The following is a 13,563-nucleotide window of genomic DNA, read 5'->3' on the forward strand; positions in this document are numbered from 1 at the left end:
TCGTTCGCTTCCACTCTGGAGGTGCGCCGTGGCTGAGTTCGAAACCTGCATTGTTCCCTTTCCGCGGCGGCCAAGCCCGCTGCATGAATCAGAACGCTCTCCCCTCACCGTCGAGGCTGCCGCTGAACTGCGCGCCACCATGCTCGGCAATCTTCTAGATCAAATGGCCGAGCCGCATGGCTTCCAACCGGAAAACCTACGTCTACGGGTTGCGGCTTACTCGGCCCAGGATCTGCTCGATGAAATGGTGGTGCTGTACCGCCGTGCGCTCTCCGAAGCGCGGGGAAGTGCCTCTCATGAGTAAAGGCGTCGTAACCCTGCTGCCGCCGCACGATGGTCATCCCGGTATGGAGATCACCTGGGCGGCGGACTGCAGACAAGCATTCAACCAGGGCGTCAGCTTCGCCCAGACCTGGCTGGACAATGCTCGTACCGGCTGGCTATGGGCCGTGATGATCGCCGAGCGCGATCACCTACCCTGCCCCATCGAGCGGCGCGCTTTCGAGGTGGGATTTCTCAGCCGTATCCACCAACGTTTGTGCTCACAGCAGTGCAACAAGCAGCAGGTCAGGGATCTTCCCCTAACACTGTAAATGGCAAGGTCGGGGTCGGTGTGCCGGCTCGACCACCAACCGCCATTTCGGGCGACGCGTTGAGTAAGCGCGTGTTATCTGCGCCCTCTCTGAGGCGCATTCGTGCTGATCAACGGTTTGTAACAGGGCTCCACCAATCGCCCGAATCACGCTCGGACACTCGCTGCTGGACAGCCTTGATACACCTCTCGCAGCTACCGTGGAGAAGCCGACTGCTTACCTATCCGCCAGAATGCCTATCGAACTCTGGAAGGTGCCCACATAAGGGCCGCGCGACCACACTATTGAGTGATTACATCCATCCTTGCCACGAACAATTCTAAGCTTTACCTCTGAATGGCTTGACCAACTGATCTACATATCCAGAGGGGTAACGCCGATCACGCAGGCCGACATCATTGCTACCGGGTTGATTGGCACTGTCGTAGAAGGTTTTGAAGAGCAGATCCCACACCAGCAGGAACTCACCGAAATTGACCTGGGCATCCTCGAAGTCGCGCTTGTGATGCCAACGATGTGTTTCAGCTACGCCGATAATGCGCCGCAACCATCCTAGCGAGTAGTCCAGATTGGAATGCTGGAAGGCCAAGTGCACGGTCAGTATCCCGAACCAGGTTGCCACCAACTCTGATGGAGTGCCCATCGCGAAAAGTACGAGCAATCCGGGGCCCGCCATGATTGCGGCATGAAGAGGATGCCGACGCTCCCCGTTCATCCAGTAGAGCCGCTCCGCACTGTGGTGGGGCTCATGTAAATACCACAACCAAGATATGTGGTGGCTGAGGCGGTGCATGGCATACAAACTCAGGTCCAAGATGGCTGCAACGATGAGCAGTTGTAACCAAAGAGGCAACTCGGTGGGAAACCCGCTCAGCTCAGTAGGCACTAGGTCCCCCAAGCGGGATAGCACGGTGGCAGTGAACTGGATGACCGACAAATTCACTACAAGGTGAATCAGGTCCGTCAGGGTATCGTCATGATCGTTGAGCCAGTCCCGCCGAAACGGCTGGAGTCGTTCCAGGCCAGCTACGCAGCCGATTCCCAAGGCCGCTAAGATGGCTGTACTCGGCCAGTACGGAATGCCTTGATAGAGCAGCCAGACCATACCGGCCGATACGCCACCGAAAATGGCTGGATAACTAAACCAGCGAAGTAAAAACCTCGAAGTGCTGCCCATCGTGAATCCTCCATGCAGTAGGTTTCACTCTGAACTGTCCTGCCGCTATACGCTTGAACGAAGGAGCTGATCACTTGGGCTGCAGATACGCAAACCGCATCGGCGGAAGCATCTCAGTTGAAGTGAATATCAGCTTTTTAGTTTCACGTGACCGAGCGCCGAAGAGGGATCGAGCCCAAACAACGTCCGAAAAGAGCGTGAAAAATGGGCGGCGTCGGCAAATCCGGCAGCATGGGCGGCCGCTGTCAGATTATGGCCGATAGACACGAATCGTAGCGCCACGACTAGCCGATTCCATTTGCGATAGCTACGCAGTGGAAGGCCAGTTTGCTCAACGAACCAATGAGAGAACCGGGTGGGCGACAGATGCACAAGTTCGGCCAGTCGCGCCCGATCATTATGTTGCTCTTCCAGCGCCTGAAGCACAGCCCGCATACGCGGATCAGCCGCCTGCGGTGTTTTCAGGCCCAGCAGTCGCCTAACCTCCTCACGAACCAGATGAGCAGATACCTCCGGCGTTTCAAGTAGCTGCTCGATGGCAGACGTATTGCCGACTGGAATCGAGACCAACTGGGCAGCCGATATAAAGCTTAGGCCACGTGCCTCTTCTGACAGCGCATCAATGTAGATCGAAAGCACTTCAGTGCCTTCAATCTGATGCAATGTGCCGGCTTTTATGCAGATAGCCGATGCAGTAAGCGCCTGACTCAGCCCTCGTACCGTTACTTGGCCACCAAGGCCAATGGTCACTTGGTGCGCCATATGGCTGTGCCGATCATGGCTGCCGGCGTGCCCCAAGAAGATCCCTAACCCTGCGGATACCCAGGCTTTTCCACGCCAGCAGACACCCTCGGGAATGGCCATTTGAGCGCCTCAGGCTTTTGTGTCGTGCTGCTGTTCGATTTTGCGAATTTCGGCCTGAAAAGCCTCATCTAACAGGCTTGGTTTCTTGCGCCAAGGCTGGCGGTCAGGCTTGCGCTGGGCGGCGTACAACACAATTTCACCTCCCGTGGTAGCGACAAAGCTTTGTGCTTGTCGCTCAAGTTCGACTCTCAACTCGTCTTTGGTCATGACGCCCCTATGATGGTTGCTGGGGAAATTCCATGTGGAAGGCTGTGGTGCCATTGCTGGAGGTGCACCAGATCTTTCCTTTGTGGGACTCAACGATGGATCGAGTAATGGCCAAGCCAAGCCCGGCATTGCTCGGACTGCCTTCACGGCGAGCCGGGTCTACTCGATAGAAACGGTCGAAAAGTTTGTCCAGGTGCTCCGGCTTGATGGTTTCACCTGGGTTCTCGACGATGAGCGTGATAGCACTTGCGGTCGACTTGATCGTTACCGAGATCGTCTTCCCGGCAGGTGTATAGCGCAGCGCATTCGACAACAGATTCGAGATCGCCCGATCCAACATCAGCTTGTCACCCAGCACGCGGCCTGAACCGGTCACAACCAACTGGATGCCATGCTCATCCGCTATTAGGTGGTAGTACTCAAACAGCTTGGTGACTACCTCGCTGAACTCAACGCGCGTCTGCTCGGGAATGATCAAGCCGTTGTCCGATTTAGCCAGGAACAGCATGTCATCGATCATGCGCGACATGCGTTTCAGATCCTCTAGATTCGAGTAGAGGTTCTCTTCATAGGCTTCGAGATTACGTTTTTGGGTGAGCACCACCTCGGTGTGCGTCATCAGGTTGCTGAGAGGTGTGCGTAACTCATGAGCGATATCGGCAGAGAAATTTGAGAGTCGAACAAATGCGTCGTCGAGCCTGGCAAGCATCGCATTAAACGAAGTGACCAGCTGCTGAAGCTCAAGGGGGACGGGCTCCAGTGGGATACGCTCTTTCAGTGACCTCGCCGACATTGACGTAGCAACCAGGGTCACCTGCCGCAGGGGTCTCAACCCACTACGCACTACAACCCAGCCCAACGCAGCGCTGACCAGTGCGCTAATAACCAAGCCAATCCAGAACCACCGCTGCAGCGTTTCAAAGAAATGCACATGATTGGTCACGTCAAGGATCAACAAGGCCGTTAGGAACGCGGGCTGATCAGGGGTCGATACCTGCGCAGTCATCCCTCTGTACATATGCCCGTTCTGCTCCCACTCCCACATACCGTAATCAGGGTTGAGGCGGTACTTTTCGGGAACTTTGAACGCTTGTGGCTCGGCAAAAAGTACACTGCCGTCGTTTGCAAGAATGACCGCCGCTAGATCGTGGTGAGCCCCTAACAGCGCTTTCAGCTGAGGCAACACGCCTTCAAGGTCTGCATGGCTCCGTGTATTACTCAGAATCTGCTGAGTTGATTCGAGCTTCTCATCCAGTGTCTGCTGGTCGAGCATCATGAAGTGATGTCGACTGAGCTCATTGAAGCTCAGGCCTGCCACTGTGAGGACTGCAATCACCGCAAGCATGAACATCAAACTCATGCGCGCGGTCAGTGACAGGTGCGTCATTCCGACTCCGGAGCATCAAGCATGTAACCCATACCGCGAGCGGTATGAATCAGTTTTAGCTCAAATTCATCGTCAATTTTCGCCCGCAAGCGCCGGACAGCCACTTCGATAACATTGGTATCGCTGTCGAAATTCATGTCCCAGACCTGGGAAGCGATCAACGATTTCGGAAGGACTTCGCCCCGGCGGCGCAGCAGTAGTTCGAGCAACGCGAACTCCTTCGCGGTCAGGTCAATTCGCTTGCCACTGCGTACGGCACGCCGCTTCAGCAGATCAACTTCAAGGTCGGCTATTTTCATGGTGGTCTGCGTGGGCGAACTATTGCCGCGGCGGAGCAATGTCCTGACGCGGGCTAACAACTCAGAAAAGGCGAATGGCTTGACCAGGTAGTCGTCCGCCCCCAGCTCTAGACCTTTGACACGATCCTCGACACCGTCACGTGCCGTCAGAAATAACACCGGAACATCCTTCCCTGCCGCCCGAATCATCCGCAGCACTTCCCAGCCATCCAGGCCCGGCATCATTACGTCCAAAATCAGCAGGTCATAGGCTTCGCTCAGTGCATGCTGAAGCGCATCCGTTCCCGTCATAACGCGGTCTACGTTGAATCCAGCCTCAGTGAGACCCTGTTGCAGGTAAGTGCCTGTTTTTGGCTCGTCTTCAGCGACCAGAAGTTTCATGCGGGCTGTTTCCAAGTTTTGAGTGGCCTGAGTGTGCAGTCAAATCCCACTCCCAACCAGAAGCTTACGAAAATGTAATCCTAGCCTCAGGTCTCTGTCAGGGAACCTTGTCTAGGGTGCAGACATGAGCACCAGGTTGTGCTCTTGGCCCTCGAATGAATAACAACCAGAGGTGCCCAGTCACAGCTTCAACTGAGGAGACTGCCCTATGAAACTGCTTAAACCCTTATTTCTGGTTGGTTCGCTCCTGCTTTCTTCAGCTGTTCTGGCAGAGGGAGGGAGCGACCGCATCTTCGAGCGCATCGAGAACATGCGGGACAAAGCCGAGGCGGTACTGATTCAGGCGGAAAAGGCTCCCGCCAGCGAGCGCCATGTGCACATGAAGGAGCACATGAAGATGCTCGACGAGATGATGAGCCAGCTTCACAACGAGCATCCCGCTCCCGGCATATCTACGGAAGAACATCTCGCGTGGATGGAGCAGCACGACAAATTGGTTGATGACGTTCTCGCGCAGATGATGCGTGAGCACAAGCTGATGATGGCTGATAAAGAGTGCCACCCATAAGAATCCCCATCTTCAAGGCCTTCATGATTGCTCCTTTGGCCTAGCGGCACCTTGACGGTGCCGCATTTTTTTCAAGCTGACTAATTTGTAGTTTTGGGGTAAGCCCCCCGGCAGGATGCGGGGAATAGCATGAGATTTCCAACCACCTCAGTGAGGTCTCATCATGAAACGTTCACGTCCCCAACTGTTGGTCACCGCACTTCTCTTCGTAGCTGTAGCTCAAGCCTCTGCGCAAACTTCCAGCAGTGCACCCAGCATTGGCCAGCAGGCCCAAGCGACCCCCGCTACGCGTACCGTTTTCATCAAGATGGATGACATCAGCTACGGCCAGAAATCTATCGATGTGAAGCCTGGCGAAACTGTCCGCTTCGTGTTGAAGAACGAAGGAGCGCTGATGCACGAATTCAACATCGGTAAAGCCATATCGCAGCTGGCACATCAACGCAAAATGGCAGCTCTGTTCAAGGACGGCACACTCACTCCAACGGGAAAGGCGAAGTCAATCATCTGGCGTGAACGGCCGGGCTCCGGAGACTCCAATCCACCGGGTATTCCAGAGGTCGTTGAAGCGATACATGATGATCCCAACGCCATCCTTGTTGAGCCAGGAGCTACCAAGGAGTTTGTCTGGACCTTCCACGACACGGCCAACCTCAACTTCGCCTGTACCCTCCCTGGACATTATCAAGCAGGGATGGTCGGTGAGTTCGTAATGCGTTGAATCAACAACCGGTGCCCCGGCAAATGCCGGGCCGCACCTGATTTCAGTGCGTCTTTCAGATATGTAGTTTCCGCGTAAGCCAGCCGACAGTTCAGCCTAGTTAGCAGGCATTGGTGACGTTCCCAAAACGCTGTTCCTGAGGTTCATTATGAAATCCAAACTCACTTCTTTGTTTCTCACCACAACCCTGATTTTTTCCGCCTCTGTTGCCATGGCTAACCCGAGCCACAGTAAAAGCGATATTGGTCAGCCGGGGGGCTCCACTACAGCAGATCGAATCATCGAAGTCAGGATGGGCGATATCTTTTTCGAGCCGAAGAGTATTGATATCAAAGCAGGAGAAACCATCCGCTTCGTACTTAAGAATGAGGGCTCGCTGCTGCACGAATTCAACCTGGGCATGGCCACCGCACATGCCGCCCATCAAAAAGAAATGGCAGCAATGTTTCAGAACGGCACGCTGTCTCCGACGGGCGCACAGGACATGAGCAACATGGGGCACGCCATGGGCGGGATGAAGATGGTCGGCATGACACACGACGATCCAAACAGCGTATTGATCGAGCCCGGGGCCACTGAAGAACTGGTGTGGACCTTTACCAAAGCAACAGGTCTTGAGTTCGCCTGCAACATCCCAGGTCATTACCAATCGGGGATGGTCGGCAAAGTAAACGTACGCTAATCGTTGCGTCCGGATTGATATACGTCAATCGTCTGAGTGCAGCAAAGACTATTGTCATTAGCTGCCCCACCGATATTTCCTCAACTCAAGCGAGGATCAAGCCATGGACCACTCCCACAACTCAGGCTCTGAATTGCCATTCTGGAAAAGCAAAATTGGCATTGCGCTGATCATGCTGGCTGTCATCGGCATTTTTTATGTGGCCCGCGAGCATTTTGGCCACCTATCTCAGGCACTGCCTTACTTGATTCTGCTGCTGTGCCCGCTGATGCACATGTTCGGCCACAACCACGGTGGGCACTCCCATCGGAATGCTGCGGACACCCCTAAGGACGACAACAGGAAGTAAGCCCGATGCACACCAGCTCGTGCCATCATGACCATGACCATTCCAAGCATCAGGAAGACCAGCATGGAAGTCAGCACGATCCGGTGTGCGGCATGGTCGTCAAGCCTGACAGCCCATTCACTGAAAGCCACGAAGGCCAGACATACCGTTTCTGTAGTACGAAATGCCAGGAGAAGTTTCGCGCAGACCCTACCCGCTACGTGAACCATCCCCAGCATGATGAACATATGCATCATGAAACACCGCTTACCCCATCTGGAACTTCCGGGTCTGCGGAGTACACCTGCCCGATGCATCCGGAAATACGTCAGCCACAACCTGGCAATTGCCCCATCTGCGGCATGACCCTGGAGGCAGTGATCCCGGAATTAGAGGAAGAGGAGAATTCAGAACTCAAGGATTTCTCCCGACGCTTCTGGTGGACGCTCCCACTCACGATCATCGTGACTGTCTTGGCTATGGCCGGCCACTCATTAGCGCTATTCCATGGCGCAACGCAGAACTGGGTAGAGCTTGCCTTGGCGACGCCTGTGACGCTGTGGGGCGGCTGGGTATTCTTTGCCCGAGGCATCGACTCAATCCGTAATCGCAGCCCGAATATGTGGACACTGATTGGCTTGGGTACAGCGGCAGCCTACCTCTACAGCGTTGCCGCGACCCTGGCCCCACAGCTGTTCCCCCAAGCCTTCTTCCAGAACGGGCGCATTGGTGTCTACTTCGAGGCTGCGGCGGTAATCATCTCCCTGACGTTATTGGGCCAGATGCTCGAACTCAAAGCCCGCTCACAAACCTCAGCCGCTATCAAATCGCTATTGGGCCTGGCACCCAAAACTGCGCGGCGCATCAAACTTGACGGCCAGGAAGAAGATATTCCGTTGACCCATGTGCACCTGGGCGACCATCTGCGAGTACGTCCCGGCGAGAAAGTCCCAGTGGACGGCACCGTTCTCGAAGGCGAAAGCGCCGTCGACGAGGCCATGCTGACCGGCGAACCGCTACCGGTGACCAAGCGCGTTGGCGATACGCTGATCGGCGCAACTATGAATACCCACGGTAGCCTGGTAATGCAGGCGCAGAAGGTCGGGGCCGATACCATGTTGTCCCAGATCGTGCAGATGGTCGCCAGAGCACAGCGCTCCAAGGCACCCATGCAGCGCATGGCCGATGCCGTAGCGGGTTACTTCGTGCTTGGCGTGATCGCCATCGCGATCCTCACGTTCTTCGGCTGGGGCTTGTTCGGTCCGGAGTCGGGCTGGGTATTTGGTCTGATCAACGCGGTTGCCGTACTGATCATCGCATGTCCCTGTGCACTGGGCCTGGCGACCCCTATGTCGGTGATGGTCTCGACCGGCAAGGCAGCCACCAGTGGTGTCTTGTTCCGCGATGCCAGTGCCATAGAGAACCTGTGCAAGATCGATACGCTGATCGTCGACAAGACCGGCACGCTGACCGAGGGACGGCCTGTATTCCATAGCGCAGAAGGTACCGGCCCGTTCGACCCGAACGAGGTGCTGCGATTGGCTGCAAGCCTTGATCAAGGCAGTGAGCATCCACTGGCCCATGCGATCGTTGACTACGCCCGCGCTCAGGGCATTGAGTTGGCCAAGCCGGACTCTTTCGAGTCGGGCTCAGGAATCGGTGTGCGCGGCCAAGTAGAGGGTCGGCAGCTGCAATTGGGTAATACCGCGTTGATGGACGACGCCGGAGTAGATGCCACACCTCTACGCAACCGAGCAGAGCAACTCCGTCTGGAGGGCATCAGCATTGTCTACTTGGCGGTGGATGGTGTCCTGGCAGGGCTTCTGGCTGTCTCTGATCCTATCAAGTCGACCTCCAAACAAGCAGTCACCAGGCTTCAAGAGGTCGATGTGAAAGTCATCATGGCCACCGGCGATGGGCTTACCACCGCAAGGGCTGTAGCCAGAGAGTTGGGTATCGAAGAAGTCCATGGCGAGGTTAAACCTCAGGACAAGGAAAAGCTGGTTGCCGATCTGCAGAGCTATGGCCGCCGAGTAGCCATGGCTGGCGACGGTATCAACGACGCCCCTGCGCTGGCTCGTGCCGATGTCGGTATCGCGATGGGAACCGGTACAGATGTGGCGATGAACAGTGCTCAGGTGACCCTGGTAAAAGGTGATCTGATGGGCATCTTACGGGCAAGAACCTTGTCCGTGGCGACGGTGAAAAACATGCGGCAAAACCTAGCCTTTGCCTTCATCTATAACGCCATGGGAATTCCACTCGCAGCAGGGGTGCTTTATCCACTGACTGGCCACCTGCTGTCGCCCATGATTGCGGCACTGGCCATGAGCGTCAGTTCAGCATCGGTGGTATTCAACGCATTAAGGCTTCGGAAAATCCGCATCGACTGAAATGAACGTGAATCTAAAGCCAGTCGGCAGGTATTAGTAATTCCATCAACTCTGTAAGAACACCTACCAGCGCTAAAAAACAAGCTTGACCTTACCGTCGTGTCAAGGTCGATGCTCAGGTTACGGCACCTGTGCCGCCTAACCAACGAGGTGATTTATGTTCGCTCTACAGGTATCAGGAATGGGTTGTGGCAGTTGCGTCAGCAAGATCACAAAGGCAATTCAGGCGGTAGATGAAACCGCAAAAGTGGAGATTGACCGTGCTGCCGGTAAGGTATCTGTCGACAGCCAACAAACCGTGGAATCCATCTGCAAGGTGATCCAAGAATTGGGTTATTCCACCCAGGTCAACGTCTAAGCACCAACTGAGTTGTGGTCGGCGCCATTTGACACCGTCACCTATTAGACAAACGTGCGGATCACGTGCAGTGCTGCCAGATGCCCAGGGTAGAACCAATAGCCCCAACGCTTGACCGGCCAGATCCTGAAATGGCGCGTTCGGCGCAGCAGCCATAGCCCAAGCATGGGGGCGACAAAGGCTGTGAGCAGAATCAGCAAGGTATTGGGCTGCAACTCCCACTCCGCGAGCCAGCGGTTACGGCTGTTGGCCAGCACGCAAAGCGCGGCAGGCAAGAGCCACGCAAGACCAGGACGCGGCATGGCCAGCAGTAATGCTGCCGGTAGTAGTGCACCGAAAACGCCGTACATCAGGCGTTCATGAATCAGTACCGCCACGCTCACGCCAGCCAGCGCCAGGACAAAACCGTCGCGTCCACGGTGCTGCACTCCCCAGGCGATAAGCAGGCCCAGCAGCAGCGAAGGCATCACGTTGAGCGTGCTGCTGTCGCTGGAAAGCAGGCGATAGGGCAGCTCCGAGATCAGCGCAAAGGCAACCATCCAGACCAGGTAGCGCGCATTGCCATCGCTGTACAGCACGCCGGATTGCGAGCGTGCTACGTTGGCCGCGACGCCTAGACAGAACAGCGGGAACGCCAAACGCCCGACGATGAACAACCATTCGGCTTCAGGCCAGACATAGCGCAGGTGATCCAGCAGCATGGTCAGCATCGCCAGCCACTTGAGCAGATCCAGGTTGGCGTCGCGCGCATGCGGGCTCACCCGAGCCACCCAAGCGTCAGGGCAGCCAGCAGCAGATAGCGGGCAGCCTTGGCCAGCGTCACGATCAACAGAAAGCTCCAGAAGGGTTCGCGCATGACACCGGCAACGACTGTGAGTGGATCGCCAATAATCGGCACCCAACTGAGCAGCAGCGACCAGCGACCGAAGCGGTGATAAGCCTGCTGGGCCTTTTCCAGTTTGCCTTGGCTGACGGGAAACCAGCGCTTGTGCCGGTAATGCTCGATAGAGCAACCCAACAGCCAGTTCAGTGCAGAGCCCAGCACATTGCCCGTGGTGGCCACCGCCAGCAGTGTCCAGGCGGCATAGCGGTCGGTCAGTAGCAGCCCGACCAGCACCGCCTCCGACTGCATGGGCAGCAGCGTGGCGGCACCGAAGGCGGCGAGGAACAGGCCGAAATAACCGGATAACTCCCACATCAGGCTAGGCGCTCAAACCGGTCCAGCCATGCACGCCGAGGTAAATCCCCACACCCATAATTAACAGGCTGGACAGGTAAGGCGCGCGACGTGCTACAGCACCCAGCCAGGGCCAACGATTGGATGCCTGACGCGCGCCGATGGCGGCGGCAGCGCCAACGCTGATCAGGGTGATGGCCAGACCAATGCTGAAGCACAGCACCAGCACGGCGCCCAACGCGACTTCCTGCACTTGCAGGCACAGCAGCAGCACGGTGATCGCGGCCGGGCAGGGAATCAGCCCGCCCGTCAGGCCGAACAGGATGATCTGGCCAGTGGTGACATGACGGTTACTGAAGCGCTTGCGGATGTCGTGGGCATGCGCCCGTTCATGGGCATCCTGATAACCCTCCAGCGACAGCTCCAGCCCCTCAAACTCGGTGTGAGCATGCCCGTGGCTGTACTCGCGGAACTCCAGGTCATAGTCGTGCGAATGACCGGCCTGCCCCAGGCTCAGACGTGCAGTGAACTCATGAGGTTCGGGGATCTCGTCCACTGACTCCAGGTAGTCACCCCGGTTGACGAAGCGAAACTGCTGGGCGGCGCCATCGTGGCGAGTCGTCAACAGGCTCACTTCAGCAGCCGGCCAGGCATGGCTACTCAGGGCCTTCAGCCGCCAGCGCGGCGGAACACCTGCCTCGAAGATCGACAGCTCGATACGCCCGTGGCCGGTATCGATACGCTGCGCTTCATCGTGGTGGTGGTGATCATCACCCTCCTCGAAGCGCCACATCTGCTCACCCCGCCAGGTGCGCCACAGCATCCACAAGGCGATGGCGATAATGATGACGGCAGACGCGAGCTGGAAATACGGCTCGGTGGTTTCGGCATCCAGGTTCTGCCCCAGGTACATGCCGGCCATTGCCACCAGCCAGACTACCGCGGTGTGCGAAAGCGTGGCGGCAAGCCCCAACAGAACGGCCTGCTTCACCGTGCCACGAATGGCCACGATAAACGCCGCCATCATGGTTTTCGAATGCCCCGGCTCCAGGCCGTGCAGGGCACCGAGCAGGATGGCGCTGGGAAAGTACAGCCAGGCCTGTGCAGCACCTGACTGCAATAAATCGTTGAACCCAGGCATGAGTTACCCTTTGTGCCAATTGACATTCGCTTAGGCTGATCGCTCTAGCTGCTAAGCGCAGGAAAGGTGAGGTACTTACTCGGCCTTATCAGAGCAGTTCGATGCCGAAACGACGGACGCATAAGGCAAACAAACCAAAACACCCTGCGGTGGCAACGATGTAGATCAGCAAAGCTGGCCAGAAGCCGAAGCGGGACAGAAGCATGGGAAACGCGAGTAGCATCGGTAGTGTGGGCAATACGTACCAGAAGGTGTACCACGCATGGTTCGCGATCTTTTCTGCTGACTGGTTTTCAACGTTTAGCCAGATAAGTGTCAGAACGGTAATGAGGGGCAAAGCGGCAATCAGGCCACCAAATTTGTCACTACGCTTCGCTACCTCCGACACCACGACGACCACGATTGCTGTCAGGAGATATTTGCTGATAACCCAAGCCATCTTTTATCTCCCAGAACGCTTTTGTTGATACCCTTTGCTTTGTGGGTTGTTCTCAGAGGTACTTAGTTATCTGTTTGAAGTCTTCTAGCGGAGCACGCTCACCTATACCTGTCGCGATTGCTTCGACCGTGTGCTCCAGGCAGTGGTCGATATGGTCTTGGATAAGCACACGCTTGGCCTGGCAGACGGCTTTTTCCACGGCATGCAGCTGCTGCGCGATGTCGACGCAGGCCCGGCTGTCTTCGATCATGCTGACGATGCTGCGCAGGTGACCCTCCGCACGCTTCAACCTTTTGATGATATCGCTATGACTTTGGTGCTGATGGCCGTGCTGGTGATCGCTCATGCCTTGAGTCTCGTGCGTCGATGAATTACGCTCGCATGCTATCCCCCTGGGGGGATATGGTCAAACCGACAAACTCTCCAGAAAAGCCACCCGCTCAGGCATTGCAAGAACCACAATATGCTCAGCAAACCCATCAGCGCCAAGGTGATTTTTGCCCTTGCTCTCGCCATTCTAATGGCCTGGGCCGGGCATACCTCTGCGCTGTTTATGGGGTCGAGCCAGCCAGCCTGGAGCAGCAACAACGGCGCTCATTCGCATGCCCACGGCGACGGCGCATTTGCCTGCGCAGCATGCGCGGATCACTACCACTCCTCGCTGACAGCCGACCATGTGCACGAAACACCGCACCTGACCACACTGCTGAGCATCGGCACGCAGCCAAAGCGGGCGCAACCGATAGAAGCCCCGCGCTACTCCATTCCTGCCAGTCCGATCTTCCTGATCGAGCGGCCACCCCGCCCTGCATTCGTGCTCTGAACACAGGCCGCTGTGCGGCCCAAGA

The 13,563-nt window shown here is 56.6% G+C and carries 19 protein-coding genes; 9 read left to right on the forward strand and 10 right to left on the reverse strand.

Annotation, left to right across the window (positions count from 1 at the left end; genetic code table 11):
* Positions 1-28 precede the first annotated feature (28 nt).
* Positions 29-304, forward strand: coding sequence for a hypothetical protein (locus B3M58_RS04080; RefSeq protein ID WP_296217288.1), 276 nt, complete (start codon positions 29-31; stop codon positions 302-304).
* Positions 297-593, forward strand: coding sequence for a LasR-specific antiactivator QslA (locus tag B3M58_RS04085; protein ID WP_296217289.1), 297 nt, complete (start codon positions 297-299; stop codon positions 591-593). The genes B3M58_RS04080 and B3M58_RS04085 overlap by 8 nt, the downstream gene beginning before the upstream one ends.
* A gap of 319 nt (positions 594-912) precedes the next feature.
* Here the strand turns inward: B3M58_RS04085 and B3M58_RS04090 are convergent, their stop codons facing one another.
* From B3M58_RS04090 to B3M58_RS04110, 5 genes are all read right to left on the reverse strand, one after another.
* A complete protein-coding gene (locus B3M58_RS04090) occupies positions 913-1,770 on the reverse strand; it encodes a sterol desaturase family protein (protein ID WP_296217290.1) in 858 nt (285 codons plus the stop codon).
* 129 nt (positions 1,771-1,899) lie between these two features.
* Positions 1,900-2,634, reverse strand: coding sequence for a helix-turn-helix domain-containing protein (locus B3M58_RS04095; protein WP_296217291.1), 735 nt, complete (start codon positions 2,632-2,634; stop codon positions 1,900-1,902).
* A 9-nt stretch (positions 2,635-2,643) separates the two neighbouring features.
* Positions 2,644-2,841 (reverse strand): hypothetical protein, encoded by a 198-nt coding sequence (locus B3M58_RS04100; protein ID WP_296217292.1) that lies wholly within the window; start codon positions 2,839-2,841, stop codon positions 2,644-2,646.
* Between the two features lie 7 nt (positions 2,842-2,848).
* On the reverse strand, positions 2,849-4,228 hold the full coding sequence (locus tag B3M58_RS04105; protein ID WP_296217293.1) for a heavy metal sensor histidine kinase: 1,380 nt from the start codon (positions 4,226-4,228) through the stop codon (positions 2,849-2,851).
* Entirely contained in the window at positions 4,225-4,908 is a 684-nt protein-coding gene (locus B3M58_RS04110) for a heavy metal response regulator transcription factor (RefSeq protein ID WP_296217294.1), read from the reverse strand. Before B3M58_RS04110 ends, B3M58_RS04105 begins: the two co-directional genes overlap by 4 nt.
* A 208-nt stretch (positions 4,909-5,116) precedes the next feature.
* Here B3M58_RS04110 and B3M58_RS04115 point away from each other — a divergent pair, with 208 nt between their 5' ends.
* The 6 genes from B3M58_RS04115 to B3M58_RS04140 all read left to right on the forward strand — a co-directional run bounded on the left by B3M58_RS04115 (position 5,117) and on the right by B3M58_RS04140 (position 9,958).
* A complete protein-coding gene (locus B3M58_RS04115; protein WP_296217295.1) occupies positions 5,117-5,476 on the forward strand; it encodes a co-regulatory protein PtrA N-terminal domain-containing protein in 360 nt (119 codons plus the stop codon).
* 163 nt (positions 5,477-5,639) lie between these two features.
* Entirely contained in the window at positions 5,640-6,197 is a 558-nt protein-coding gene (locus B3M58_RS04120; protein ID WP_296217296.1) for a cupredoxin domain-containing protein, read from the forward strand.
* A 148-nt stretch (positions 6,198-6,345) separates the two neighbouring features.
* Entirely contained in the window at positions 6,346-6,879 is a 534-nt protein-coding gene (locus B3M58_RS04125; protein ID WP_296217297.1) for a cupredoxin domain-containing protein, read from the forward strand.
* A 103-nt stretch (positions 6,880-6,982) separates the two neighbouring features.
* Positions 6,983-7,228 (forward strand): DUF2933 domain-containing protein, encoded by a 246-nt coding sequence (locus tag B3M58_RS04130; RefSeq protein ID WP_296217298.1) that lies wholly within the window; start codon positions 6,983-6,985, stop codon positions 7,226-7,228.
* 5 nt (positions 7,229-7,233) lie between these two features.
* A complete protein-coding gene (locus B3M58_RS04135) occupies positions 7,234-9,600 on the forward strand; it encodes a heavy metal translocating P-type ATPase (RefSeq protein ID WP_296217299.1) in 2,367 nt (788 codons plus the stop codon).
* Between the two features lie 157 nt (positions 9,601-9,757).
* A complete protein-coding gene (locus tag B3M58_RS04140; protein WP_296217300.1) occupies positions 9,758-9,958 on the forward strand; it encodes a heavy-metal-associated domain-containing protein in 201 nt (66 codons plus the stop codon).
* 44 nt (positions 9,959-10,002) lie between these two features.
* Here the strand turns inward: B3M58_RS04140 and B3M58_RS04145 are convergent, their stop codons facing one another.
* The 5 genes from B3M58_RS04145 to mreA all read right to left on the reverse strand — a co-directional run bounded on the left by B3M58_RS04145 (position 10,003) and on the right by mreA (position 13,061).
* Positions 10,003-10,719, reverse strand: a complete 717-nt coding sequence (locus tag B3M58_RS04145) for a TraX family protein (protein ID WP_296217301.1) — start codon at positions 10,717-10,719, stop codon at positions 10,003-10,005.
* Positions 10,716-11,156: a YqaA family protein gene (locus B3M58_RS04150; protein WP_296217302.1), complete on the reverse strand. Its 441-nt coding sequence runs from the start codon at positions 11,154-11,156 to the stop codon at positions 10,716-10,718. The genes B3M58_RS04145 and B3M58_RS04150 overlap by 4 nt, the downstream gene beginning before the upstream one ends.
* Before the next feature lie 4 nt (positions 11,157-11,160).
* A complete protein-coding gene (locus B3M58_RS04155) occupies positions 11,161-12,276 on the reverse strand; it encodes a nickel/cobalt efflux transporter (RefSeq protein ID WP_296217303.1) in 1,116 nt (371 codons plus the stop codon).
* A gap of 88 nt (positions 12,277-12,364) precedes the next feature.
* Positions 12,365-12,715 (reverse strand): DUF3147 family protein, encoded by a 351-nt coding sequence (locus B3M58_RS04160; protein WP_296217304.1) that lies wholly within the window; start codon positions 12,713-12,715, stop codon positions 12,365-12,367.
* Between the two features lie 52 nt (positions 12,716-12,767).
* On the reverse strand, positions 12,768-13,061 hold the full coding sequence (mreA, locus tag B3M58_RS04165; protein WP_296217305.1) for a metal-sensing transcriptional repressor MreA: 294 nt from the start codon (positions 13,059-13,061) through the stop codon (positions 12,768-12,770).
* Positions 13,062-13,178: 117 nt separating this feature from the next.
* Here mreA and B3M58_RS04170 point away from each other — a divergent pair, with 117 nt between their 5' ends.
* The gene (locus B3M58_RS04170; RefSeq protein ID WP_296217306.1) at positions 13,179-13,538 is read left to right on the forward strand and encodes a hypothetical protein; all 360 of its coding nucleotides are present in this window, start codon (positions 13,179-13,181) and stop codon (positions 13,536-13,538) included.
* Positions 13,539-13,563: the final 25 nt, after the last annotated feature.

Source organism: Pseudomonas sp. UBA2684 (assembly GCA_002354655.1).
In the GTDB taxonomy this organism is placed as follows: Bacteria; Pseudomonadota; Gammaproteobacteria; order Pseudomonadales; family Pseudomonadaceae; genus Aquipseudomonas.

Excerpts from the sequence above, each read along its gene's own strand:
- B3M58_RS04110 (WP_296217294.1), bottom strand. The coding sequence starts at position 4,908 with ATGAAACTTCTGGTCGCTGAAGACGAGCCAAAAACAGGCACTTACCTG.
- B3M58_RS04170 (WP_296217306.1), top strand. The coding sequence starts at position 13,179 with ATGCTCAGCAAACCCATCAGCGCCAAGGTGATTTTTGCCCTTGCTCTC.
- B3M58_RS04085 (WP_296217289.1), top strand. The coding sequence starts at position 297 with ATGAGTAAAGGCGTCGTAACCCTGCTGCCGCCGCACGATGGTCATCCC.
- B3M58_RS04115 (WP_296217295.1), top strand. The coding sequence starts at position 5,117 with ATGAAACTGCTTAAACCCTTATTTCTGGTTGGTTCGCTCCTGCTTTCT.
- B3M58_RS04130 (WP_296217298.1), top strand. The coding sequence starts at position 6,983 with ATGGACCACTCCCACAACTCAGGCTCTGAATTGCCATTCTGGAAAAGC.
- B3M58_RS04120 (WP_296217296.1), top strand. The coding sequence starts at position 5,640 with ATGAAACGTTCACGTCCCCAACTGTTGGTCACCGCACTTCTCTTCGTA.
- B3M58_RS04135 (WP_296217299.1), top strand. The coding sequence starts at position 7,234 with ATGCACACCAGCTCGTGCCATCATGACCATGACCATTCCAAGCATCAG.
- B3M58_RS04155 (WP_296217303.1), bottom strand. The coding sequence starts at position 12,276 with ATGCCTGGGTTCAACGATTTATTGCAGTCAGGTGCTGCACAGGCCTGG.
- B3M58_RS04140 (WP_296217300.1), top strand. The coding sequence starts at position 9,758 with ATGTTCGCTCTACAGGTATCAGGAATGGGTTGTGGCAGTTGCGTCAGC.
- mreA (WP_296217305.1), bottom strand. The coding sequence starts at position 13,061 with ATGAGCGATCACCAGCACGGCCATCAGCACCAAAGTCATAGCGATATC.
- B3M58_RS04160 (WP_296217304.1), bottom strand. The coding sequence starts at position 12,715 with ATGGCTTGGGTTATCAGCAAATATCTCCTGACAGCAATCGTGGTCGTC.
- B3M58_RS04090 (WP_296217290.1), bottom strand. The coding sequence starts at position 1,770 with ATGGGCAGCACTTCGAGGTTTTTACTTCGCTGGTTTAGTTATCCAGCC.
- B3M58_RS04105 (WP_296217293.1), bottom strand. The coding sequence starts at position 4,228 with ATGACGCACCTGTCACTGACCGCGCGCATGAGTTTGATGTTCATGCTT.
- B3M58_RS04095 (WP_296217291.1), bottom strand. The coding sequence starts at position 2,634 with ATGGCCATTCCCGAGGGTGTCTGCTGGCGTGGAAAAGCCTGGGTATCC.
- B3M58_RS04100 (WP_296217292.1), bottom strand. The coding sequence starts at position 2,841 with ATGACCAAAGACGAGTTGAGAGTCGAACTTGAGCGACAAGCACAAAGC.
- B3M58_RS04125 (WP_296217297.1), top strand. The coding sequence starts at position 6,346 with ATGAAATCCAAACTCACTTCTTTGTTTCTCACCACAACCCTGATTTTT.
- B3M58_RS04150 (WP_296217302.1), bottom strand. The coding sequence starts at position 11,156 with ATGTGGGAGTTATCCGGTTATTTCGGCCTGTTCCTCGCCGCCTTCGGT.